Genomic DNA, 22,536 nt, shown 5'->3' with positions numbered 1-22,536 from the left:
ATACCTAAGCTTGCTAAACCGCATCAAACGGTATAAGTGGTATTTAACATCATTCTTGCAATTTATCAATGTATTGATAGAATAACAAATAGGAGTCACGGATAGATTTAGCAGATATCTCTTTATCATTATAGTCAAGAGGGAAGAACGGTAGCGGAAAAAACTCATTAAACTGGTAACTGTCCTTTTTTGCCTGTCCTGTTGTTAAATAATATGACAAAGCAACATAACGATCATAGGTATACGTGTGTTCTCCCGAAAACATTTTCTCAAACTCAGTTAATACGTCACCTGTTGTCAGCACAGTATTTTCCGGATATACACTTTCTGCGATTTGTTGACGCTCAGAAGGAGAGAGTTCATAGGGTTGTTTGTTATTGTAAGGCGCATCTAGCCACTCTTCAAGCGCATCCTCAAAACGGTTCATTGAAAGCTTTTTTTCTTTCCAACAGCGTTTATTATCTCTTGGATATATATATCTTTAGCAGGTGCATTCTTCTCCTTCTGCTGATTTTCTATTGCGATCAAACCCTCCCTGTGTAAATATTCAATCTCCTTAAGCTTTTTATGATCTCCTTTAATTGTTGAAAAATTACCTATTCTCCATTGTTCTGCAATTTGTGCAAGAAGTTCTGAGTTCTTATATTTATATTTCTGAATCACCTCACTCAACTGAATGACATCTAAAATGAGTTCTACACGTTCAGGTGTTAGTTCGATTATGGGTGTATCAAATTGTGAAAGATCCAACTTCCAATCGGACATGAATATCATAACGTCCCCATTATCAAGTAGCATGTTAATTTCTGTCTCCGGTGTAGTGTCAATCATTGCGATCTTAGTAAACTCGGAAATAATGTTCGGTACAACAGGAACTAATGAATGATTTAAAGCTGTAGCATCCTCCGTATTTTCTTCCACCAGTTTAACCACAACTTTTTTATTGTAAATATAGAATTCGTTAAAAAATATAAGTCCACTAATAATTAAAACAGCTATACTTCCGACAATTATAATCCTATTCTTCATCATAGGCTCCTTATTCAGAAAGTGTTATAACTACTCTAACGTTAGTTTAGTATAAAAGTTTTAAGAAATAACATAATTAATATACTGAGTAACGTTAAGATAATGTACTAGTTAGAGAGCCAATGAGTATCTGGGGACTTGCAGCACCGGCAGATAAAGGGGAAACAGAAAAGTGTCCAAGAGGTATAGTGGAGAAAGTGACGAATAATAAGGAATTATGGTAACTTATTAAATAGTAAGCATTCTATTTATTCGGGGGAGTGATTAACATGTGTGGACGTTATACGATAACGGTCTCTATGGAAGAGTTGATGATCAGATACCTAACGAATGATTCCACAATGATTCAATACGCCCCGAAATATAATGTGGATGTGGCACCTATGTAATTCATACCTGCTGTCATACATAACGGGACAACAGAGAATCGAGTAGGAGAGAAATTGAAACCGACTAATTCTTTTCCCTTCCAATCAGAAGAACGGCATATCCGTAAGGTTTCCAGTGACACACTGGTGTCTTACCAGGGCAATCGCTATTCGATTCCGTTTATCTATGTAGGTCATCTATGTTCAGGACGAGAAGAACGGCATGCTGCATCATGTATGCGGCAGTTGGCCACATTATCCAGTTAAAAGAGAACTTGTTGATTGAGATCGTGTAGTCCTGTAAACGACGGTACTCTTGGCCAGAAGTTCTACCGAACATAACCAACACCATTCTCCACTTTCCCTTTTGTCTGCGGACGATAGGGTTTGCAACGACGAAGAATGAATCCGTGATGGTTGGCGAACTTTGAAAATCTCTCGTTCCATATAACTTCACCTTGCTCGACTTGTCCGATGACCACGGTCTTCATATTGTCGTACAGACAAGTTCTTGTAATCCCTCGAAAGTACGTCATCGCTCGTTCATGACAGCCAATAAGGGTCTGAACTTTCTCATCTTCTGTATATTCCACATACAACGTGCGCGAATAACCAAGTACCATAACAAACGTATACAACCGCTTTTGGGATTGATTCCAATTCACTCTAAAGTGACCCAGTCGACCTGTGCTTGCTCGCCTGGCTCGGTCTCGAACCGTTCGGTAGCCTTAAAAGAAATGATAGGCTTCAGTGGCCTCATGAAGTAACGAAGGGTGGTAATGCTCCCGATGAATCCTTTTGTTTTGATCTCGTCGTATATGACCTCTGGCTTGATAATCTGGACGGTGATGCCTTAACTGACTGCTATTTGCAATGTGTTGCAGATTGCGCAGGATTTGAGATTCCGACAATGGTGGTGCACCTGCCTCACGAAGATAATCCATATAACGCATTGGGACTCGATAGAATCAAGAGAATCGCTGAAAAAGCTGAACAGTTTGGTGTCAATGTTGCGCTTGAGAATTTGAAAAATCTTACCAATTTGGCGTATATGCTGGAGCAAGTGAATTCCCAACGGATCGGTTTCTGTTATGACAGTGGACATCACTACCACTACTATCCGGATAAAGATCTATTATCCATGTATGGTTCCCGGTTGATGGCAATCCATTTACATGATGATAACGGAAGCTATGCCCAGCACGGGTTACCCTTTGACGGCACGATTGATTGGTCTATAGTCATGCAAGCAATTGTAAGAACAGGTTATTCCGGTGCGACCGCAATAGAGGCCATGAATTGGGACTATGAGGATTTATCTGCACCAGATTTTTTACATAAAGCGTTTGAACGAGCAACAAGATTGGAAGCATTAAGGGGTTCCTATGAGTCTATCTAAAATAAAATTATTATTAATTCTGAATGTTATATTCCTAATTGTTGGCTGTAATAATGGCAATAAGGAGAGAGCTGTTAATGAATTCTCAATCTATTTGGTTAAAGACTTATCTACAAATGAAGCTATGAGTAAAAAGCTTGATGATCTTCCATTAGAAACAATACCTGTGCTTACCGACAAGGAGATTAAAACATACAATTGGACAGAACATGAATTTACAATGAAGGAAGGCCTTAGTTTAGAGGGAAAGCTAGAAGCGAAGTACCAGCAAGCGGTAAACCTTTTGTTGTAGTTGTGGGAAATGAAAGAATATATCTAGGAACTTTTTGGTCCACGTTCTCTTCTCAATTTTTAGATCTTGATATTCCGACGATCTCATCTATTTGGCTTAAAAGATATGATAACGATATGTACAGAATACACTCTGGAAAAATTCAAGACCCTAGAGACGATACTAAAATATTTGAGGCATTAAAAGGATTAGGGAAAGTTATTAATTATTAATTATTCTAGTGAGTACTAAGTATTAGCAATCGTTCAATTCCATGTGGGCTAAAACGGCAGCCCATCGTTCCGCTAACGGGCAGAGGGAGAATAGTATCAAAGTTAGACTAGAAAAAGGAGGGGAAATGTGATGTGGATATCTGTTCTCTTACTTCTGATGGTAACGATATTATGTTTTATTGTAATGTACAAGCTTATTGGGATAATTTCAAAAGTCAACAAGATTACTGCAAGTATTTTCGCTTTATTACTTACGGGTATTTTCACTTATGAATGGATAAATAACATAATAAACAATCTGTTTATACCTATGCATTAATTTAGTTATTCCGCTAACTACCAGTTTTCGCAACAAAGTCATCAATATTTGCGTATTAGTCTTTGTAGAAAAATATGGGTATTAGATTTTTTGGGGATTTTATACGCGGAGTATAGAAAAATGGGGCAGTTAGGTAACTTATCATTTTATTCATTATGGCAGTTGTCGTGATGAGTGGTCTCGTAATTAAAGGTAAGGAAGTATCAGCATGCGATTTTAATCGCACGTTGCAAAATCTATATACGAGGAGAATTCACACAATGAAAAAAATTATTCTTAGCACTGCACTTGCTCTAAGCCTCATTGCTGTATCGGTGCCTGTTCATGCGGCAGAGAGTCATCCGATTATCATGGATGGCGTTGCGATCACATCCGAAGTACAGCCTGAGATGAAGAACGGTCGTACAATGGTGCCTTTGCGCGTGATCAGCGAAAATCTGGAGGCTGTGGTCGATTGGTCGGGCTCGGAAGTGACGATTATGAGAGATGACATGAAAATAACCTTGCAACTGAACAGCAGCACCGCAGTGAAAGATGGAAAGACACTGGAGTTGGATGTGCAGCCGTACATCCAAAATAATCGCACCCTTGTTCCGCTACGCTTTCTAGCGGAAACGTTTGGCTGTACGGTCAATTACAGCAACGGTACGGTTACGGTCGATACCGCGCCCTTGATGATCAATGGAGTGAAAGTGACAACTTTGCAATATGAATACCACATGATAATAGGCGGCTACAGGCAGCAGTTCAGTGGCAAGCGTTATAACGAAGAGATTTATGCGCTCTTTGAGTCGAATAAAGGTGCTAAGGTGGATGCTCCGACGAATTATGGGTGGTATTACAATTTGGATACTTTAGGGTGGTATACGAAAACCGGGCAATATGGTTTTTTGGACGCGGCAGGAAATAGTGTCCAACGCTTTGATCCCTATATTCTGAGTGATCCATCTGGGCTCAACGGATTCACGGAAGAACAATTGGCAGACTATCCGAAAGCGCTGATTTTTGACGCTGTGGAGGGGCAATGGTATAAGTTCAGCGAGACTGCGCTGGATTCCATTGCTAAATTGATGAAAACAGCTGAACAAAACGGTTTGATGAAGAGTACGGAAATATAAATGATACGGACTGGGTAAGCGTACAGTTATCGCTTCGGTCATTGAACGGAACACGCTAGTTCAGTAAAACAATCTGGGGAATTACTTACTTATTTTCACAAACCTTTTGATATTATTACCGTCTTATTATATACAAGAAAATATAGACATAAAGTATTGTATCGAAGACAGCGAGAGAGCAGAAACTAAACTCACCGCATTTCTAGACGATTGCCTTTGGCGTTACTGCATCTCAGTATCCTCAGGGCACTTTCCAAACCGCGACCACGGATTGTGGAAAAGAGTTTGCCTGTCATGCCTCTTTGGAGTTCCTCGCAACATCGATGTCTATTTTGCTGATCCCCATTCATCCTGGCAACAGCACTCAATCTCATTAATAAACGGCCAAGGAAATGTTTTTCACAGATTTAAAGTTTGCATACACGTGATAATTCAAATAGGAAATTCACATAGTTTAGAGAAAGGGGCAATGGAGGAAGTTTATTAAATAAAATTTTGGATATCGCGAAGATGTTCTTTTGTTCATAAGTACATCTAAGATGTATTCAATCCAGATCTCAAACCAAGCAACAATCTGTCTGTTAAGCAGTTCATCCTAAAATAGCGTGATAAAATAGTGAAATTTCAACATAAAAAGGAGATTGTAACATTGTCGATTCCAGTGTATGGTATAAAAAACACGTCGGTTAAAGACGAAAAATTGCCGGCCTTTGTTCTATCGCTTTTCGTGGCTTTTATTTTATTTTTATTCTGGGCGCCGTTTCAAACGGGACTGTTTAATGGGCAAATGCTTGACTACGAACTGCCGATATATATCGCTGTTCTTTTTAGCGCTTTGCTGGCGCTGCTATGGATTGCCGCCTTTTACAAACAGTTTAAATTTGAAGAAGAACGAGACATTCTTTCCATGGCGGCTCTGCTGCTGCCTCTGACCTATGCACTGTCTCTGTTCGTCGCCATATCCCATTATAACGCAATGAACCTGCTCTATATTCAGAGTATTTATGGTGCGGTATTTATTATAGCTTTGTATTTACTCAGACAAAAGCGCGTGGATCTCGCCCTCCAAAACGCCGTACTTACACTTGCCTATTTGATCGTCGGCTTTGGTCTATTAAACTGGTTTAGGGCAGGGGAATTGGCCGGAAGTCTGGTCGGTTGGTTCTCTAATACAGTGCGGAATGGAATTTATACGGATGCTGTTATGACCGATTCTAACGGGTTGCGGTTGACTTCCATTTTTCAGTACGCCAATACATACGCTGCCTTTCTGATGGCTTTCCTGTTCGTGGCACTATTCACCCTCATCCGTTCTCGCAAATGGTACGGTATCTTAATCCATTCCTGTATGCTGGTACCCATCCTGATTTCACTACTACTGACGCTGTCACGCGGTGGGTTGGTGTTACTCCCAGTCATCTTCTTTCTACTACTGCTGTTACTGAGGCCGACACAGCAGATTCTGTGGGTTATCCATCTGGCCGTGTCCGGTCTCGCTTCGCTGGCCGTCATAGGCCCGATTAACAACATCGGCCTTGCCTTCCATGCAGGCACCGCCGCCAGAGGCTGGGGCTATCTTGTCGCCGCTTCGACACTGTCCGCTGTCACCGCATGGGTCATTCAGAGCTATGCCGCCCCTTGGCTTAAAGGTAAGATGAGCGGCTGGAACGGACACAAGCTGGCCGGTCTGTGGCTGCCGATCGTTTCCATAGCGTTGGTAGCGCTGGTCGCCTTCCTGCTGATGGGTACTGACTTGAAAAAAGCACTTCCCGACAATCTTGAAACTCGGTTGGATAACATTAACTTTAAGCAGCACAGTGTGCTAGAGCGTTTGACCTTCTACAAAGACGCCCTGAAGGTGACAAAGGATTATCCATTGCTCGGTACCGGAGGAGGAGGCTGGTCGGCGCTATACGAGCAATACCAGAATAACCCGTACACTAGCCGCCAGGTGCATAACTTTTTCCTACAATATCTAATCGAAGTTGGGATCATCGGATTCATCATTTTTATGTGTTTCATACTATATATTTTCTATAAATATATTCGTAGTTACCTGCAACGGGACAAGGATGACTTCTCAAACGGTTTTTTCTATCTAATCATCACCTTGTCGATACTTGTGCATAGTCTGCTTGATTTTAATATGAGTTATGCGTTTATGGGTATTCTCCTTTTCCTTGGGCTAGCCGGTATGGCGAACGTCATGCACAGTAAGCCATTGCCGCCAATTTGGAAAAAAGATATAATTCGCTTTGGGTATCTGGCCGCTCTAACTATTTTTTCAATTACCTTGTTGGTGCTCTCCACCCGGTCAATCATTTCTAGCAATTCTGCAATGAAAGCCGAACAATTATCGACAGTCAGCACATCGTATGAGGAAGTTGCAGCACCTCTTCATAAAGCGTTGAGATATCGTCCAAACTATCCCCAATCAGTCATTCTACTCTCCGCCTTGGACCAACATGTATACAAGCTGACGCAAAAAGAGGAATTTGCTGATGAAGCTTTTACGCTCTTGGAGCGAGCAATCAAGCAGGAGCCGGGCAATAAGAAATTACTTAACCAGTTGATCAATTACTACGATATGAAAGATCAACCAGAACTTGCTTACAATATATATTCTAAAAATGCTTACCGATATAACTGGGACATTAACTGGTACGAAAATATGATGAGTCGTGCTTTTGCTCTTGGAAATGAAGCTCGTATTATCAAAGATAACAACAAACAGCAGAAATATTTCACAGCCGGTTTAGCCCAATATCAGTATGTTTTGGATGGAATAGCTTATCTAACAACCCTTCCGGAAGAACAGATGCAGGGGCGTCCATTTAATATTACACCATTAATTGCATTAAGCATTGGGAAAATAAAGCAAATAGAAGGCGATAATAGTTTAGCTACTGAACTACTCAAAACAGGTTTTACGGAAGGTTACGCCGATTTGGTGCTTCAACCCGTAGCTTGGTCTACGGAGTGGTATAATGCCTTGATAATCCAAGCCTTTAATCTTGGCATGAATGCGCGTAGTCAAATGGGTGATCACATCAATGATGATCAAGAGGAAGTTGCTATGAGATACAATTTCAACTTTGGACTCCAGGCTTACCGACAAATTCTATTGGACGCCAACAATGATCTCTTCGCTCTTCCCGCTTCGCTTGTACTGAATGTAGGTAAGATTGAGTTGTTTTCGGGGAAGGTAGAAGAGGCAGTCAACACTTTTAAAGATCGCTTTGAAGAAGATTATAGCGACACTTCCAATCGCGAATTGGCTCGCTGGTACTTGGCCGCTTTAAAGAGAACCAATAATGTTCAGGACGAGGAAATATATAATAAATTAATTAGTGCCGATCCTAGCGAGGCTGCTAAAATTGAGGAAGCTGCTGCAATGTAGTCAACAAAATATTTTCTAAAAAGATTAAAGAGGCCGCTCACTCCTAAAACGGGAGTGGAGCGGCAATTCTTTTTTGAGAAGTATTTATGAATAATTCTTAACTGTCGCCATGTCAGAGGCTAGATAAACTAGCCTATTTTAATATGATTGTTTTGTCACCACTTAATGTGTGCAAAATAACTTCAGTTTCATTGACCCAAGTTGGACTTTGAATATTAAGCAGATCCATAGCCTTATTATCGTTAATATCTCGTAACATTATATCTAGATCCGATCTATCCAATTTCTTAAGTAAAAGTCCCATAAAAGACTTTCTGTAAAATTCATAAATAAAAGTTGTTTCACCTAAAGTAGCTGATCGATGTTTAATCATGAGTGATTCTGTTCTTTTGGGTGAATGAATATTATCCTGGATTCGATTGATTTAAAATACAATGAAGCACTTGTAGCGGCTTCCTACAGAGTGTTGAGTGTCCTCAAATTTTCACATTAAGGCTCTCTTCTTCCTACGGAAATAATATACGCAACATTTTTCATATCAAACTGTTGAGTTACAGTTATGGATGAATCTTTTATCACCTCTGGGAGAGCTGGATAAATCGGTCTAGTATAGGAATCGGTAGAAAAACCACCTTTATCCTTGAATGATACTAATGGATGAATATCCGATTTTCCTTTGGCTATATTTTCACCGGAAATATTGAGAGCTTTGATTGACAACGAGTGTAAGGTCATTTTAAAGGAAGTTAGACTGAAAGCACCATCTTCGTTACCAGACGTGAAATCATTACCTGCAAAATCTTTAAATGGCTGACCTTCCGCCACTCTTTCATCAGTAATATGTAGCAATTTCATCTTTTGGTCCCATGTATATTTAACATCAGTATGATCAAGAAACAAGCGAATTGGTAGAAACATGGATCCATTTTTTAATATTGGAGTTGTATCCATATGAATTGTCATCCCGTCAACTTGTGCAATGTTAGAATTGATAGTCACTTCAAACCTATGATTCAGCAATAGTATGGTTGCTGTTTTAGTAGAATCGTCATAAGAAACAGTTCCACCCATTAAATCCTGATTAGCACGAAGTGGAATAAGTAGGCGCTGTTTGGCATCGACAAATGGAGGAGAAGGAAGAGTGTATAGAATAAAGAACTTATCGATTTTCAAATGAATAGATGTTTCATTGTGACTCTCGGCATGTACATGGATAGAACCAATAAATAATAGGGCGATACAGGCCGAGATCAAAAGAGATACGCTAAGCACTCGCCGATTCATAAATCTCATCCGTTCTTATTTTGGATTAATACATCCGACAACTAAAATATTGAGCTGCTTATTCAGAAAGGGTTATAACTACTCTAACGTTAGTTTAGTATAAAAGTTTTAAGAAATAACATAATTAATATATTGAGTAACGTTAAGATAATGTACTAATTAGAGAGCCAATGAGTATCTGGGGACTTGCAGCACCGGCAGCTAAAGGAGAAAAACAGAAAAGTGTCCAAGAGGTATAGTGGAGAAAGTGACGAATAATAAGGAATTATGGTGACTTATAAAATAGTAAGCATTCTATTTATTCGGGGGAGTGATTAACATGTGTGGACGTTATACGATAACGGTCTCTATGGAAGAGTTGATGATCAGATACTTAACGAATGATTCCACAATGATTCAATACGCCCCGAAATATAATGTGGCACCTATGCAATTCGTACCTGCTGTCATACATAACGGGACAGAGAATCGAGTAGGAGAACTCCGTTGGGGGCTTGTTCCGTCTTGGGCAAAAGATCAGAAGATGGGGATTAAAATGATTAATGCGAGGGCTGAGACACTACTTGAGAAGGCATCATTCAAACGTCTAATCAGTAATCGAAGATGCATCATCCCGGCAGATGGGTTCTACGAATGGAAACAGCAAGGAAATAGCAAACAGCCCATGAGAATTGTTATGCGAGATGGTGATATTTTCTCAATGGCTGGCTTGTATGATATATGGATTGATCCCGAGGGTAAGAAACTAAGTACGTGTACAATCATTACGACAACACCGAATAGCCTCATGGCTGACATCCATGATCGCATGCCTGTTATTCTACATCGCGACAACGAAACAGAATGGCTAAGTCGGGATAACCATGATGAATCAGCTCTTATGGCATTACTTCGTCCATATGAGGCCAGTAAGATGAATGCCTATCCAGTATCATCTGCTGTAGGAAATGTACGACATGATTCGAAGGAATTAATCGAAGACATTAGGGAGAGTGGTTGATATGAACTTGAAATGGTTGGAATGGGCCAAACAAATCCAAGCTATCAGTCAGAATGGTCTTGCGTATTCAAAGGACGTGTATGATCTTGAACGTTTTGAACAGCTACGGGAACTAAGTATTACGATATTGAATGAATATACAGATGTGGAGATCGAGAAGATCAGAACACTATTTGCCAGTGAGAGTGGATATGCAACACCAAAGGTGGATGTACGGGGAGTTGTGTTCCAGAATGATGAAATTTTACTTGTAAGAGAACGTCTTGATGGGGCATGGGCTTTACCCGGTGGCTGGGCAGATATTGGACTTTCTCCACGTGAGGTCGTAGCCAAAGAAATAAAAGAAGAATCTGGATTCGATGTTAGAACGATTCGCCTATTAGGAATTCTGGACACCAAATTTCATGATCACCCCCCATCTGCCTTACATGTTTACAAAATATATATCCTATGTGAAATTATCGGTGGAGAGGCTTCGGGAGGAATAGAAACTTCTGCCGTGCAATTCTTCAAAGAGGATCAATTACCAATCCTGTCGGAAGAGAGAGTTACGGAGAAGCAAATTAAAGAATTGTTTAATTTTCTGAGAGAACCAGATAAGGAAGTCTTGTTAGATTAGGATGTGACTTTTATTGCAGTAACGATTTATAAGATGTCTAGTGACGATGTACTTACATCCGTATCGGCGTCTCTTTATCGTGAGGATTCTTATAAACCTCAGCCTGAACTGGTCAATGCTGGTTATAATTCTGAAGAAATAAGAAGAATAGAGGAATGGATAGATAGTAGGGAATGAACGATCAGTACTGGGTTCTTTACTTGCAGCGTTACTTGCATCTGCTGCCACAGTAGTAATTTTTGGGATCACATATACATTGGTTTCAGATATCGCTTCAGCATTGAAAAATAATAAAACACATGATTACTTTCCAGCAAAAATCGTTAACCAAGATGTTTGGGTAGGGGGAGCATTTGCAAACCGACCTGCTGCACTTTCATATTTAAAAGCAAGCGGACTTAATAATGTTTTTACTAAAAACAATTCATTAGCTAGTTCTTTAGCTAGTTCTGTGGCTGGTTCCTCCAAATATTGCACACTTCCTCATGATACAGATGGATTTTATCCACATTGGCACCCCTATGCAGGTGGTGCGAAATTATCAAACCATGTGTGGCTTTTTTAGTTAACTAATTAGAGTAATCCCCAACCAATGTATCATTGGTTGGGGAATTTCAACTTGCTACATAAGGGGAAGATATTATTAATGTTAAATATTCTACGTGTGAGTGGATTTTACGACACAGGAATTTTCTTTATTGGAAAATCTAAAGAGAATAACGTCTATTATATAGAAGTAAATGACCATGACGATATAAGTGCAGGATATATTATTAAAAAACTCTTAATTCAGAATACAAACGTAAATACCATTGAACCATTAGAACTCACTTACCCAGCAGAAGTTTTCTCGAGACAACTTTGTAATGGTGTACTTTATTATGTGAGTTTTTCGTATGAGAAAATGTTTCTGCATGTTCATAGTGTAAACTGTGGTGATATTCATATATCTCAAATTACTCTAACTCTTAAAGATATTATTGGGAAATCAACCTTATATAGAACGGAAATAAATGGTATTGATGATCGTTATTGTTTAGTTGGAATTTCAACTTCGGAGACCTATGAAACAACAAATATGATACTGATTGATTTTGAGGAGAAAATATACTATAATATTTCACCTGATTTTGGAATAGACACCCTATATAGAATCGAAACTATAATGAATCTAGTAAACGATAAAAATAATCCCCAAAAAGAAGAAATTGCGATAATCACAGGGGGGTTTCACTATAAAGAAAAGCATGAAATTTGGAAGAACTCTGATAATAAGATTAACCTTGATTATAAGTTAATGGAACATGTTATTGTTCTAGATAAACTTAATTTTATTAGTATGTTAAAATCAGGACTCCCTTTGGAGGTGAAGAACAAACAAATATTAGAAAGTTGCTCCTTAGACAAATCTATTATTTCATACGAGAATAATTCGACAAAAATGAACTACACTTTAGTAGACTTTGAAAAAAATACAACAAAAAGAATAGAATATGATATTCTTTCAGGAAAACAAACATTATTTGAATATAATAATATTTTACATAGACCCATATTAATGGATAAAAAACTCTATTCTATTGAAACTCTTGATAATGAACGATATGCTATTTTGGATTTGCAAACAAATCAATTCATCTTTATTTTTTCTCTAGGTGAGAAAATACTATCTGTCGATAATCATATTATTCTCACTTGTAAATGGTTAGATGAAGTAAATCAACAAATGGTATATATATATGATTTGAGAGAAGAATTAATTGAACAAAAGTTTCTAGGCATCGGTTTCGCCCAGTATGATGGCAAAAACATAACGATATTTAGTTAAAATCCCTTTTAGTTAAAATCCTTGCAATTGTGGGAAGATTATTTGATTAAATTTATTACGATGTTGCCTAAGATTCAACATATTTGGGCGTTGCAGTTCAATTATGAGAATGAAGGTAAAGTTACGAAGTCTAAGTATTATATGTATGTGGATGATCTAGAAGGTAACGTATACGTAAAACAATATGACATATCTCCTGCTTATAGTCTGGATAAGTATGATCATTTAATGGATGCATTGATTATGGAGCGGTTGGGATCAGAGGGTTGAGTAAAGTTTCACTATTCCCAGTGTAGTCAGAATTAGAATATTATTCACGAAACGATCTCTTTTTATCATCATTGCATACCTTATAGCGGAGAAGTCAGAATGCAGGGGGATGAATGATGCGGACACAAGGGTTGAATAAAAATGTACTGCTCATGGTGATGATTTGTTTCTTTACGAATATGGGCGGGTATATGATCTTGCCGCTGTTCCCTTTATTTATAGAGCAAATGAACTTTTCGGTGTTTGCGATGAGCGTTATTTTTGCTATTTTTTACGTAGGTAAGGTTTGTGGAGGGATACCTACGGGGATCTTACTTAGAAAATGGGGCGGAAAGACTGTAGGTGTGACTTTACTGGCTCTGCAAGTCATCAGTATGCTTGGATTTGCGATGACCACGAATTATTGGTTTCTGTGTGCGTTACGATTTATTCAAGGAGCCATTGCCACGGGATTAACGGTGTTTGTCAGAAGCACGATCAATGAATGGAGTACGGAAGAGAATCGTGGAACTTACAATGGGTATATCAGCAGCAGTGATGGTGCAGGGATGGTGTTAGGACCAGTCATTAGTGGGTGGTTATCTATCTATTTTCCGTTAAATGTTCCTTTTTACTTTGTTGCCATTTGTTCAGCGTTGGCATTACTTGCATTAATCAAAATCAAGGATGGTCATTTTGAGCAAAGATATCAAAAGACTGTCTTGAAGGAGAAAAAACGACAGAAACGAAAAATAAAACTCAATAAAATGTTGGCTTTTTATTCAACCGTTCATTTTCTAGAGATGAGCGCTTTTGCTGTGTTCCTTACTTATTTTGCGCTGTTCGCTACTCATATGATGGGATGGAGCTCTTTTAGTACGAGTGCCGCCTTTACGGTGGTGGGAGTGTCCACTTTTATTTCTGCTCCATTTGTGGGGATGATATCTGATCGATTACAAGATCGATTAATGATTTGTATGATTGGTCTATCTCTGATTGCAGTAGAAGTGATTTTATTCTTAGCGTTCGATCAACATTGGATCGTATATCTGGGGATGTTAATAGGAGGCATTGGAGGGGCATGTTATATGGACTCTTTCTTTGCTCATATTGCGGATACGGTTCATCAAGAAGAGCGGAGTTCATTCATAGGGAATGTGGTGTCTTTTTCAGAGTTAGGCGCGATTGTGTCTCCTATTATTGCAGGGATCTTGATAGCGAACTATTCGATGTATGCTGCATTTTATTTTAATTTAGCTATCCTATTTGTGGCAATCTGTATTCAGTTTGTGATGAGGTACAAATTAAAAGGGCATGCTCGTGAGAATGGATAGGTTATGTATAGGTAAAAAAACCAGTCGAACACGTGTTGTTGTATGTGTTGACTGGCTTTGTATTGTATTTATATTTTTAAAATAGAATTTAGATAAAGAGGTTAATACCGGATTGGTCCGCTTTGCCTAAATAATAACCAACCCCACCAATCTCGACCTTATCTATTAATTCTTCTCGGGTGATACCCATAATGTCCATGGACATTTGACAGGCTACGATTTCCACACCTTGTGCAAGGGCGGATTCAATTAATTCTTCTAACGAAGATACGTTGTTCTTTTTCATAATGCCCCGAATCATCTTGGAACCCATACCCATCATATTCATCTTGGACATCGATAATTTACGACTTCCACGGGGCATCATAGCTCCAAACATGCGGCCGATGAAGGTTTTATCGACGGATACTTTATCATGTCTACGAATAATGTTTAATCCCCAGAAGGTAAAGAACATGGTCACTTTTTTACCGCTGGCTGCTGCTCCATTGGCAATAATAAAGGAGGCTATGGCTTTATCTAGATCTCCACTGAATACAACCATGGATGCACCCTCAGAAGTAGATGATGATGTTGGTGTTCGCTCAGAAGACACTTCTGATGGCACAGGTGCTACTTGTTTTTTGAGATAGGCTTCGATCATACCATTTGAAGTCTTTTGAACCTGAAGGATTTGTTGGGAAGACATTTGAGCCCATGCTTGTACATCACTATAGAATCCGGGATCTGAAGCAGTCACTCGTAGAATTTCACCATCTTTGAGTTGATCCATGGATGACTTAAGTTTAATAAGAGGTCCAGGACAGCTTAATCCACAGGCATCTAATTGTACATCTGCGTGCAGGGTATTCTCAATCGTTGGAGCCACTTCATCTTGAGTTCTCAAGTTCTCATTTTGAACAGAAGATACATGTACGTTAGGTGTGGGTGTGTATTTCGACATTTGATAAGTCTTGTATCCACCCGTGAGATTACGTACTTTGAAGCCTCGTTGTGCTAAAATTCTTGAAGCTGTATAACCCCGCAACCCAACTTGGCAATAGACCCATATTTCTTTGCTCTGATCCAATTCCTGAAGTCTACCCCGAAGCTCATCTACTGGGATCAGTATCGAACCTGGAATGTGACCATTACGGTGTTCAATCTCAGAACGAACGTCGACTAGAATCGTATTCTCGATATCACGTGTCTCTATATCCTGTGCAACGAAGACAGAGGTTCTGTTCGTTAACAAGTTCTCAGCAGTATAACCTGCCATATTGACGGGATCTTTTGCAGATGAATAGGGTGGAGCATAGGCTAGCTCAAGCTCAGCGAGATCGGTCACGGTTCCATGGAAATGGATAGCTGTGGCGATATCATCTATTCTTTTATCAACACCATCAAAGCCAACAGCTTGTGCGCCTAGTACAGTACCTTCATCATTGAACAGAAGTTTAAGGGTAATAGGACTAGCCCCAGGATAGTAGGAAGCATGAGAACTTGGGTGTACAAAGATCACGCGGTAAGGAATATTTAAACGTTGCAGTGTCTTCTCGTTATTACCTGTAGAAGCGCCAGTTAACCCAAAGATTTTAATAATAGAGGTACCTTGAGTTCCTTTGTACACCGTACCTAAACCACATACATTATCTGCAGCGATTCGTCCTTGTTTGTTCGCAGGACCTGCTAGTGGAATGGCAGTAGTGCTTCCATTCACGTAATCAATAACTTCGATCGCATCTCCAACGGCATATACATTCTCTAGATTGGTCTCGAGTCTCTCATTCACAATAATATGACCTCTTGGGCCAAGGGCTAATCCACTATCTTTCAAGAAGTTCGTATCTGGTGTTACTCCAATGGATAGAATCACCATATCACTTGATAACACATCGCCGTTTGCTAAATGAACTTCGATCTGATCTTGTGTGTCATGAAAGGACTGGACTCTATTAGAAAGGGTTAGATTTACGTGATGATCTTCTAATTCCTTCATAAGAATGTTGGACATCTCAGCATCAAATGGAGCTAGAATATGGGAGCCCGATTCAACTAGATTTACATCTAGTCCAATTTCTTTTAGGTTCTCAGCCATCTCTACGCCAATGAAACCTCCACCGATAACGATAGCCGAACGAGCGCTTGTATCGGTTACCTTCTGCTTAATACGATCAATATCGGGAATATTACGAACTTTATATATTCTAGGACTATCCATACCTAGTAGGTTAGGTTGAGTAGGTTTCGCACCTGGTGAAAGAATCAGATGGTCATAACTTTCTTCATACACCCCACGTTCCTTGCTCTGTACACGGACTGTTTTTCCAATAGGATCTATTGAAATGACTTCGCTATGGGTTCGAACATCAATGTTGAATCTATTATGCATCGCTTCAGGCGTCTGCACTAATAGCTTCGAGCGATCTTTGATCGCGTCTCCGATATAGTAAGGGAGTCCACAATTAGCAAAGGAAATGTATTCGTCTCTTTCAAACATAATAATATGCGCATCTTCATCTAAGCGGCGGAGTCTAGCTGCAGCTGATGCTCCTCCAGCTACTCCACCAATAATTAGAACTTTGTTACTCATGTTGTGTTTCTCCTCCCAAAAAAGTGGTTATAATCATCTTTACTCTCGGATCTACGACACTGTAATTCACTTCAAGCCCGTTCCGTTCCGTTTGTACGATTCCCATCGTGCGTAACTTCTGAAGATGCTGGGAGACCGTCGATTGTGGAATATCTAGACACTCTTGCATATAAGAGACGTTACAAGTTCCCTTCTCTATTAAGCCCCTAACGATACATAATCGGACTGGATGAGCTAAAGCTTTCAATATATCGGCTGTTTCGTTGTATGCTTTAAAATTATTTTCCATATCCACATTCACTCCTTGTTAAATCCTTATAACGTAATATTACGATATTACGATAAATTAAGCAAGTGTCATTAACAATATCTATATTTTCTATTTAAAGGGTCTTTCTCAATTAAACTTGAAATTATGAATCACTTGAGTTAATATTAGATAATAATCATTATAAATAAGGAATGAAAACGTATATCTGAATTAGGACGTATAAAAGGATGTTAAGGAGGCGTTAATGAAATGATGGATGCACGTATTGATGAGATCAGAACACAATTGACGGCCAAAGGATATAAACTAACTGCTCAGCGGGAAGAAACGGTAAGAGTGTTGCTTGAGAATGAAGATAATCATTTAACGACAGAAGAAATCTATATGATTATTAAAGATAGAGTTCCCGAGATTGGTATTGCTACGGTATATAGAACATTAGAATTATTAAAAGAGTTACATGTTGTTGAGAAGGTTAACTTCGGAGATGGCGTATATCGATTCGATCTACGAAGAAAAGATCAGGCACATTTCCATCATCATTTAATCTGTACGGAATGTGGAGGAGTGCAAGAGATTTTGGAGGATTGGTTGCTTCCTTTAGAGAAACGAGTTGAGCGTGAATTTGGATTTAAAGTGGAGGACCATCGCCTTGATTTTCAAGGGGTATGTCAATCCTGTCAAGCCAATCATGCCAGTGGAACACATAAAGCAGTATCTTAAACAATAAAATATACAGGTTATCATATAAGCCCGGAATTTAATCTGTGGCTTTTTTTGTATCCAGAATGACAAAAGATTAACTGATCCCATACCTTAAATGGGGTATTATGGTAGTTAGGGAGGCGGTATCTATGATGAGATTAAATTTTGATCGGCAAGCTTTCAGAAGAGCAGGACTGACGACGTTGATATTACTAGTTAGTGTGTGTTCAGGTATATCAACTAGTTATGCAGATACGACGAATCAACCGTTTCAAATTAAGGTGGATGGTGCGTGGATTCACGGAGAAGGAACTTCTTTTCAAAAGAATGGAACCATTATGGTACCTATTCGGGTCATATCTGAAGCCATCGGTGCGACTGTAAGTTGGCTCCCTCAGCAACATAAGATTATGGTAAATAAGGGAGAACGCAATGCACAATTCCTAGTAGGGAGTAAACAAGTGAAGGTCCAAGATAAAGATGAGTTGCTAAAGGAAGCACCTGAAATCAGAGAAGGGAAAGTATTTGTACCTCTTCGGATCGCCATGGAGAGTATGGGGGCAAGTATAAGATGGGATGCATCCACACGTACAGCCGAGATTCAAGCATCTCTCTCTCCAGCTGAGGCTAAGGAACAGATCAGACTGATTGCGGATAAGACGATTCTAGCGTTAAAAAATAGGGACTTCACAACACTATCGAATCTGTCTAGTAGAGAAAAGGGTGTTCTTTTCGTCCCTTACAGCTACATCGACTTGAAGCGAAATATTGCAATGCCACTTGAGAAATTAGCTGAAGGGTTCGATAATACGAAGATCTATTTATGGGGCGAAGAAGATGGAACGGGATTCCCTATTTCTGTGACGTTTGAATCGTATTATAAACGATATGTATACAGTAATGATTTCGCAAGTGCTCCGAAAGTGGGGTACAATCAGATGCTTGGATCAGGGAATTCACTTAATAATATTCGTATGATTTATCCAGAGAGCATTGTGGTTGAATATTATTTCGATGGATTTAATCCAGTGTATGAGGGAATGGATTGGAGGAGTTTGCGACTAGTGTTTGAGCAGGAAGCTGACACATGGGTGCTAGTGGCGATTATTCATAATGAATGGACCATATAAGTGGGGAATATTGAAGAGAGAAATCAGGATTAACTCGTAACACGGAACTTATCGTTCATAATTATTCAGAAGTGAAATACAACATATTATAAACATATTAATAATGAGGAGGATGGATATGACAGAGATTATTGAAAGTAAAGAGCAATTACTAGATCAATTTAGTGAGTGGGTCAGTTGCGTTAAGAAGCTAGAAGGATATGGAGAAATGGTATGGAATCAAGAAATAGCAGAAGGAAAATGGTCATTACGCGAATTAGTAAGTCATATGATGTTATGGGATAAGTATTTCTTTGAAACAGCGATCGAGAAGATCTATAAGGAGGAAAGTTTAACTTTGCAGCATCAGAACTTCGACGAATTTAACGATTCAGCGAAGGCATATGGGAATAGAACGAGTATTATGGAATTGGGCGAACAAACCATTTACATAAGAGAGCAGATAATTCAATATATTCGAAGTTTGCCTGAAGAGGTCTATCTTGCAAGTTATATGGATAGTGGAGAACCATTTCACATCCCACAATATTTAAAAGATTTCATTTGGCATGATCAGCATCATATGAGCCAAGTGGATGATTTTATTAAGAACCATCAGGCATAAATAATGTTGGGGTATGCGTAAAGGAGGGACCATATTGGATCAATGGGAATACAAAACAATAAAGTATAAGACGATAGGATTTCTTGGAGGTAAAGTAGACGAGGAACAATTCGAGGAAACATTGAATCAATACGGATTTGATGGCTGGGAGCTAGTATCTTGCTTTGACATGAGTAACAGTCAAGGGCAGTCCAGTGACGTTATTATTGTATTTAAGAGAAAGGCACTATTAGGTTAGAACGGAGGCGAGCACCATATGAGATTAATCCGTGAAATAGATGACACTGATATTGAACGCGAAGAAATGAACAATCAGGATATTGCATATTCTTTGAGAAAAGCATCAAGGGCTGTTGTATCGAATTCATTGAAGAAAATTGCGTTAGTCTATGTTTCTAGGGATAAATATCATAAGCTTCCAGGTGGCGGATTAGAGAACAACGAGGATCCTATCAAGGCTTTGACTAGAGAGTTGATCGAAGAAGCAGGTGTAGAAGTCGATGTATTGGATGAAGTGGGAATGATCATCGAGTATAGAAACGAGCATAGACTTCTTCAAATATCGTATTGTTATGTTGGGGAAGTTACAGATCATCCGATAGCGCCCAGCTTCACAACAGAAGAAAAGAATCAAGGTTGTATGCTGAAATGGGTGGATATCGAAGAGGCCATTTCACTTATGGAAGAAGATCATCCTAGGAATTATGTAGGTCAGTTTATAAAAGAGAGGGATCTGACATTCCTAAGAGAAGTCATGCGAATGCGAACGACCGTATTAAATATATGATTCATGAAAAAAGGCTTCTATTCTGCTAATCTAGCAGAATAGAAGCCTTTTACATGGATGGTTCACAATACAAATAAATTAAAGTGTGCGATATCCACGTGGTAACTCGCCACTGTCTCGAATTCTACGGATTTGGGCAAGAGTTAATCTTTGATTTGTAGAAATCAAGGATTCTACATCACGGCCGTTAATGAAATCTTCTAAATCGCGGATGTTACGGTTTCCACGGATTACGCGGAAATTCCCACGAAATCTTGTTCTACTAAATAAAACTAATGTTGCATTTGAATTTCTAGAGAAGAATTTCAGACTTTCGATTCCACCAATGATATTCTCAATATTACGAATACCTAGGTTACCTCTGAGTATTCTACTTCTTCCGCGGAAATTCTCGTCTGAATATACTGTCAGACGTGGAGATAATGTTTGACTAATCACTGCTTTTTTGGATTCAACCATGCTGATCAACCTCCTTTCTACAAGTAATATATGTTGAGAGAGTAGGAGGTGATTGGATGAAGAACCAAATAAACAGCACATTCGTAATTTAAGTTATTGTTCATACATGAAGATAATAGACTAGTATATGTTGGTTGAATGCTTGTTACGTAAGATATAATGGTTATGAATATGACTAAACTCGTTTAATTGTGGCTGAATTCTCGAATATATTAAAGAGGAAGTGGTTATATCATGCAAGTTATTAATGAAGCTACAATGGATGATTTGGAAGAAGTCGTGCTCCTGTTTGATCAGTACAGAATCTTTTATGGACAAGAAAGCGACACGGACAATGCACGTATTTTTATTACTGATAAAATCCGATATAAGGAATCTGTTCTTATGTTAGCAAGAGATACGGGAGAGGGAGAGCTAGTTGGGTTTATGCAGATGTACCCATCATTCTCATCCGTCTCGATGAAGAAATTATGGATTCTTAACGATCTATTTGTTATAGATAAGTACAGACGAAAAGGTGTAGCTCAATCTTTACTTGATGAAGCAACGAACTATGCACGCAAAACCAATGCAAAGGGGTTAGAGCTATCAACAGCAATAAATAATGATATTGCACAAAGGCTCTATGAGCGAAATGGATATGAGAAAGATGAAGTGTATGTTCACTATGAGCTAGAAGTATAGACAGAAGGGGTGTTGAGATTGCATTTTCAAAATATATTATTTGATTTAGATGGTACTTTAACAGATCCTAAGATGGGTATTACTCAAGGTGTTCAATATGCGTTAAGTAAATTTGATATTATTGAAGACAATTTAGATAATCTTGAATCCTTTATAGGTCCACCATTAACGGTTTCTTTTGCTGAGTTCTATGGATTCTCGGACAGTGATTGCAAGAAAGCTGTTATGTATTACAGGGAATATTACGCAGATCGAGGTTTATATGAGAATGAAATCTATGCAGGTATTCACGAGTTACTTCAGATATTAGTTGACCAGAATAGAACATTATTTGTAGCAACATCGAAACCAACCTTGTTCGCGGTGAAGATCATAGAACACTTCGGAATGACCCCATATTTCAAACAGGTGTATGGCAGTCATTTAGACGGTTCACGATCAGAGAAAAATGAAGTGATTCAAGCGGTTATAGAAGAGAATTGTTTAGACAAGTCAAGCATTGTGATGATCGGAGATCGTAAATACGATATTATTGGAGCTCATAAGAATGACATTGCCTCAATAGCTGTCGAATATGGGTATGGTAATCATGAGGAATTGTTAGAGAGTAAGCCAACGTATATCGTTAACACGGTTGAGGCCTTAAAGAATCATTTCTGTGAAGACGTAAGGAGCTAAGCCTAGTTGGTATCTAAATCCAGGCTCACTTGGTTGCTATGATAAGCCGTTGGCGGGATATGGCTTGGTTGAGTTCACAAAGGATCAACTTCAAGTCACCTTGAAGGAGACTTCATATGACAACCAGAGATTTTTGAAATCGTATATTGAATTGGAAGTAGTTAAAACCTGAACAGGCGTAGCAATAAAGTAAAT

At 38.9% G+C, this 22,536-nt stretch carries 25 protein-coding genes and 1 pseudogene; 19 read left to right on the top strand and 7 right to left on the bottom strand.

Annotated features, from left to right (window positions below; all coding sequences use genetic code 11):
- Nucleotides 1-49: 49 nt before the first annotated feature.
- Nucleotides 50-427: a hypothetical protein gene (locus AC1D7X_RS22735; RefSeq protein ID WP_495458758.1), complete on the bottom strand. Its 378-nt coding sequence runs from the start codon at nucleotides 425-427 to the stop codon at nucleotides 50-52.
- Nucleotides 424-1,032, bottom strand: a complete 609-nt coding sequence (locus AC1D7X_RS22730) for a DUF6241 domain-containing protein (protein ID WP_495458757.1) — start codon at nucleotides 1,030-1,032, stop codon at nucleotides 424-426. The genes AC1D7X_RS22735 and AC1D7X_RS22730 overlap by 4 nt, the downstream gene beginning before the upstream one ends.
- A 440-nt stretch (nucleotides 1,033-1,472) precedes the next feature.
- On the opposite strand from AC1D7X_RS22730, the gene AC1D7X_RS22725 reads away from it, so the two are divergent.
- Nucleotides 1,473-1,664: a Mu transposase domain-containing protein gene (locus AC1D7X_RS22725; protein WP_495458756.1), complete on the top strand. Its 192-nt coding sequence runs from the start codon at nucleotides 1,473-1,475 to the stop codon at nucleotides 1,662-1,664.
- A 62-nt stretch (nucleotides 1,665-1,726) separates the two neighbouring features.
- Here AC1D7X_RS22725 and AC1D7X_RS22720 read toward each other — a convergent pair whose 3' ends face one another.
- Entirely contained in the window at nucleotides 1,727-2,062 is a 336-nt protein-coding gene (locus tag AC1D7X_RS22720) for a DDE-type integrase/transposase/recombinase (RefSeq protein WP_495458755.1), read from the bottom strand.
- A gap of 26 nt (nucleotides 2,063-2,088) precedes the next feature.
- On the opposite strand from AC1D7X_RS22720, the gene AC1D7X_RS22715 reads away from it, so the two are divergent.
- The 5 genes and pseudogenes from AC1D7X_RS22715 (at nucleotide 2,089) to AC1D7X_RS22695 (ending at nucleotide 8,137) form a co-directional block, all read left to right on the top strand.
- Complete coding sequence (locus AC1D7X_RS22715) at nucleotides 2,089-2,796, top strand: sugar phosphate isomerase/epimerase family protein (RefSeq protein ID WP_495458754.1); 708 nt, start codon at nucleotides 2,089-2,091, stop codon at nucleotides 2,794-2,796.
- On the top strand, nucleotides 2,783-3,088 hold the full coding sequence (locus tag AC1D7X_RS22710; RefSeq protein ID WP_495458753.1) for a hypothetical protein: 306 nt from the start codon (nucleotides 2,783-2,785) through the stop codon (nucleotides 3,086-3,088). Before AC1D7X_RS22715 ends, AC1D7X_RS22710 begins: the two co-directional genes overlap by 14 nt.
- Before the next feature lie 791 nt (nucleotides 3,089-3,879).
- Entirely contained in the window at nucleotides 3,880-4,737 is an 858-nt protein-coding gene (locus tag AC1D7X_RS22705; protein ID WP_495458752.1) for a copper amine oxidase N-terminal domain-containing protein, read from the top strand.
- 209 nt (nucleotides 4,738-4,946) lie between these two features.
- A pseudogene (locus AC1D7X_RS22700) lies at nucleotides 4,947-5,122 on the top strand (IS30 family transposase); the annotation flags it as partial.
- Between the two features lie 264 nt (nucleotides 5,123-5,386).
- Entirely contained in the window at nucleotides 5,387-8,137 is a 2,751-nt protein-coding gene (locus AC1D7X_RS22695; protein WP_495458751.1) for an O-antigen ligase family protein, read from the top strand.
- A gap of 489 nt (nucleotides 8,138-8,626) precedes the next feature.
- On the opposite strand, the gene AC1D7X_RS22690 is transcribed toward AC1D7X_RS22695, so the two are convergent.
- The gene (locus tag AC1D7X_RS22690) at nucleotides 8,627-9,421 is read right to left on the bottom strand and encodes a copper amine oxidase N-terminal domain-containing protein (RefSeq protein ID WP_495476176.1); all 795 of its coding nucleotides are present in this window, start codon (nucleotides 9,419-9,421) and stop codon (nucleotides 8,627-8,629) included.
- Between the two features lie 319 nt (nucleotides 9,422-9,740).
- On the opposite strand from AC1D7X_RS22690, the gene AC1D7X_RS22685 reads away from it, so the two are divergent.
- From AC1D7X_RS22685 to AC1D7X_RS22660, 6 genes are all read left to right on the top strand, one after another.
- Complete coding sequence (locus AC1D7X_RS22685; RefSeq protein WP_495458748.1) at nucleotides 9,741-10,421, top strand: SOS response-associated peptidase; 681 nt, start codon at nucleotides 9,741-9,743, stop codon at nucleotides 10,419-10,421.
- A 1-nt stretch (nucleotide 10,422) separates the two neighbouring features.
- Entirely contained in the window at nucleotides 10,423-11,040 is a 618-nt protein-coding gene (locus AC1D7X_RS22680; RefSeq protein ID WP_495458747.1) for an NUDIX hydrolase, read from the top strand.
- A gap of 256 nt (nucleotides 11,041-11,296) precedes the next feature.
- Nucleotides 11,297-11,605 (top strand): hypothetical protein, encoded by a 309-nt coding sequence (locus tag AC1D7X_RS22675; RefSeq protein WP_495476175.1) that lies wholly within the window; start codon nucleotides 11,297-11,299, stop codon nucleotides 11,603-11,605.
- Nucleotides 11,606-11,686: 81 nt separating this feature from the next.
- The gene (locus AC1D7X_RS22670) at nucleotides 11,687-12,868 is read left to right on the top strand and encodes a hypothetical protein (protein WP_495476174.1); all 1,182 of its coding nucleotides are present in this window, start codon (nucleotides 11,687-11,689) and stop codon (nucleotides 12,866-12,868) included.
- Nucleotides 12,869-12,910: 42 nt separating this feature from the next.
- Nucleotides 12,911-13,138 carry a hypothetical protein gene (locus tag AC1D7X_RS22665; protein ID WP_495476173.1) on the top strand — a complete coding sequence of 76 codons (228 nt, stop codon included), beginning with the start codon at nucleotides 12,911-12,913 and terminating at the stop codon, nucleotides 13,136-13,138.
- Nucleotides 13,139-13,251: 113 nt separating this feature from the next.
- A complete protein-coding gene (locus AC1D7X_RS22660) occupies nucleotides 13,252-14,451 on the top strand; it encodes an MFS transporter (RefSeq protein ID WP_495458742.1) in 1,200 nt (399 codons plus the stop codon).
- An 88-nt stretch (nucleotides 14,452-14,539) separates the two neighbouring features.
- Here AC1D7X_RS22660 and AC1D7X_RS22655 read toward each other — a convergent pair whose 3' ends face one another.
- On the bottom strand, nucleotides 14,540-17,023 hold the full coding sequence (locus AC1D7X_RS22655) for a DsrE/DsrF/DrsH-like family protein (protein WP_495476172.1): 2,484 nt from the start codon (nucleotides 17,021-17,023) through the stop codon (nucleotides 14,540-14,542).
- Nucleotides 17,016-17,312 (bottom strand): ArsR/SmtB family transcription factor, encoded by a 297-nt coding sequence (locus tag AC1D7X_RS22650; protein WP_495458740.1) that lies wholly within the window; start codon nucleotides 17,310-17,312, stop codon nucleotides 17,016-17,018. Before AC1D7X_RS22650 ends, AC1D7X_RS22655 begins: the two co-directional genes overlap by 8 nt.
- A gap of 234 nt (nucleotides 17,313-17,546) precedes the next feature.
- Between AC1D7X_RS22650 and fur the strand changes: the two genes are divergently transcribed.
- The 5 genes from fur (at nucleotide 17,547) to AC1D7X_RS22625 (ending at nucleotide 20,520) form a co-directional block, all read left to right on the top strand.
- Nucleotides 17,547-18,017 (top strand): ferric iron uptake transcriptional regulator, encoded by a 471-nt coding sequence (gene fur, locus AC1D7X_RS22645; RefSeq protein WP_495458759.1) that lies wholly within the window; start codon nucleotides 17,547-17,549, stop codon nucleotides 18,015-18,017.
- A gap of 131 nt (nucleotides 18,018-18,148) precedes the next feature.
- Nucleotides 18,149-19,129: a copper amine oxidase N-terminal domain-containing protein gene (locus AC1D7X_RS22640; RefSeq protein WP_495458739.1), complete on the top strand. Its 981-nt coding sequence runs from the start codon at nucleotides 18,149-18,151 to the stop codon at nucleotides 19,127-19,129.
- Nucleotides 19,130-19,247: 118 nt separating this feature from the next.
- Nucleotides 19,248-19,733: a DinB family protein gene (locus AC1D7X_RS22635; protein WP_495458738.1), complete on the top strand. Its 486-nt coding sequence runs from the start codon at nucleotides 19,248-19,250 to the stop codon at nucleotides 19,731-19,733.
- A 34-nt stretch (nucleotides 19,734-19,767) separates the two neighbouring features.
- Nucleotides 19,768-19,971, top strand: coding sequence for a DUF4177 domain-containing protein (locus AC1D7X_RS22630; protein WP_495458737.1), 204 nt, complete (start codon nucleotides 19,768-19,770; stop codon nucleotides 19,969-19,971).
- Nucleotides 19,972-19,989: 18 nt separating this feature from the next.
- Nucleotides 19,990-20,520, top strand: coding sequence for an NUDIX domain-containing protein (locus tag AC1D7X_RS22625; protein ID WP_495458736.1), 531 nt, complete (start codon nucleotides 19,990-19,992; stop codon nucleotides 20,518-20,520).
- A gap of 78 nt (nucleotides 20,521-20,598) precedes the next feature.
- Here AC1D7X_RS22625 and AC1D7X_RS22620 read toward each other — a convergent pair whose 3' ends face one another.
- Nucleotides 20,599-20,979, bottom strand: coding sequence for a hypothetical protein (locus AC1D7X_RS22620; RefSeq protein ID WP_495458735.1), 381 nt, complete (start codon nucleotides 20,977-20,979; stop codon nucleotides 20,599-20,601).
- A gap of 234 nt (nucleotides 20,980-21,213) precedes the next feature.
- Between AC1D7X_RS22620 and AC1D7X_RS22615 the strand changes: the two genes are divergently transcribed.
- Nucleotides 21,214-21,663, top strand: a complete 450-nt coding sequence (locus tag AC1D7X_RS22615; protein ID WP_495458734.1) for a GNAT family N-acetyltransferase — start codon at nucleotides 21,214-21,216, stop codon at nucleotides 21,661-21,663.
- 18 nt (nucleotides 21,664-21,681) lie between these two features.
- Nucleotides 21,682-22,341: an HAD family hydrolase gene (locus AC1D7X_RS22610; protein WP_495476171.1), complete on the top strand. Its 660-nt coding sequence runs from the start codon at nucleotides 21,682-21,684 to the stop codon at nucleotides 22,339-22,341.
- Nucleotides 22,342-22,536: the final 195 nt, after the last annotated feature.

Source organism: Paenibacillus sp. Y568 (genome assembly GCF_059445545.1).
The sequence above is the reverse complement of the archived record's forward strand: the minus strand, read 5'-3'. Positions and strand labels throughout refer to the sequence as shown.

What these genes read in the sequence shown, in the direction of transcription:
- AC1D7X_RS22710 (WP_495458753.1), top strand. Translation starts at nt 2,783, where the DNA reads ATGAGTCTATCTAAAATAAAATTATTATTAATTCTGAATGTTATATTC.
- fur (WP_495458759.1), top strand. Translation starts at nt 17,547, where the DNA reads ATGGATGCACGTATTGATGAGATCAGAACACAATTGACGGCCAAAGGA.
- AC1D7X_RS22685 (WP_495458748.1), top strand. Translation starts at nt 9,741, where the DNA reads ATGTGTGGACGTTATACGATAACGGTCTCTATGGAAGAGTTGATGATC.
- AC1D7X_RS22730 (WP_495458757.1), bottom strand. Translation starts at nt 1,032, where the DNA reads ATGATGAAGAATAGGATTATAATTGTCGGAAGTATAGCTGTTTTAATT.
- AC1D7X_RS22670 (WP_495476174.1), top strand. Translation starts at nt 11,687, where the DNA reads ATGTTAAATATTCTACGTGTGAGTGGATTTTACGACACAGGAATTTTC.
- AC1D7X_RS22620 (WP_495458735.1), bottom strand. Translation starts at nt 20,979, where the DNA reads ATGGTTGAATCCAAAAAAGCAGTGATTAGTCAAACATTATCTCCACGT.
- AC1D7X_RS22660 (WP_495458742.1), top strand. Translation starts at nt 13,252, where the DNA reads ATGATGCGGACACAAGGGTTGAATAAAAATGTACTGCTCATGGTGATG.
- AC1D7X_RS22650 (WP_495458740.1), bottom strand. Translation starts at nt 17,312, where the DNA reads ATGGAAAATAATTTTAAAGCATACAACGAAACAGCCGATATATTGAAA.
- AC1D7X_RS22735 (WP_495458758.1), bottom strand. Translation starts at nt 427, where the DNA reads ATGAACCGTTTTGAGGATGCGCTTGAAGAGTGGCTAGATGCGCCTTAC.
- AC1D7X_RS22690 (WP_495476176.1), bottom strand. Translation starts at nt 9,421, where the DNA reads ATGAATCGGCGAGTGCTTAGCGTATCTCTTTTGATCTCGGCCTGTATC.
- AC1D7X_RS22625 (WP_495458736.1), top strand. Translation starts at nt 19,990, where the DNA reads ATGAGATTAATCCGTGAAATAGATGACACTGATATTGAACGCGAAGAA.
- AC1D7X_RS22615 (WP_495458734.1), top strand. Translation starts at nt 21,214, where the DNA reads ATGCAAGTTATTAATGAAGCTACAATGGATGATTTGGAAGAAGTCGTG.
- AC1D7X_RS22635 (WP_495458738.1), top strand. Translation starts at nt 19,248, where the DNA reads ATGACAGAGATTATTGAAAGTAAAGAGCAATTACTAGATCAATTTAGT.
- AC1D7X_RS22655 (WP_495476172.1), bottom strand. Translation starts at nt 17,023, where the DNA reads ATGAGTAACAAAGTTCTAATTATTGGTGGAGTAGCTGGAGGAGCATCA.
- AC1D7X_RS22680 (WP_495458747.1), top strand. Translation starts at nt 10,423, where the DNA reads ATGAACTTGAAATGGTTGGAATGGGCCAAACAAATCCAAGCTATCAGT.
- AC1D7X_RS22640 (WP_495458739.1), top strand. Translation starts at nt 18,149, where the DNA reads ATGATGAGATTAAATTTTGATCGGCAAGCTTTCAGAAGAGCAGGACTG.
- AC1D7X_RS22705 (WP_495458752.1), top strand. Translation starts at nt 3,880, where the DNA reads ATGAAAAAAATTATTCTTAGCACTGCACTTGCTCTAAGCCTCATTGCT.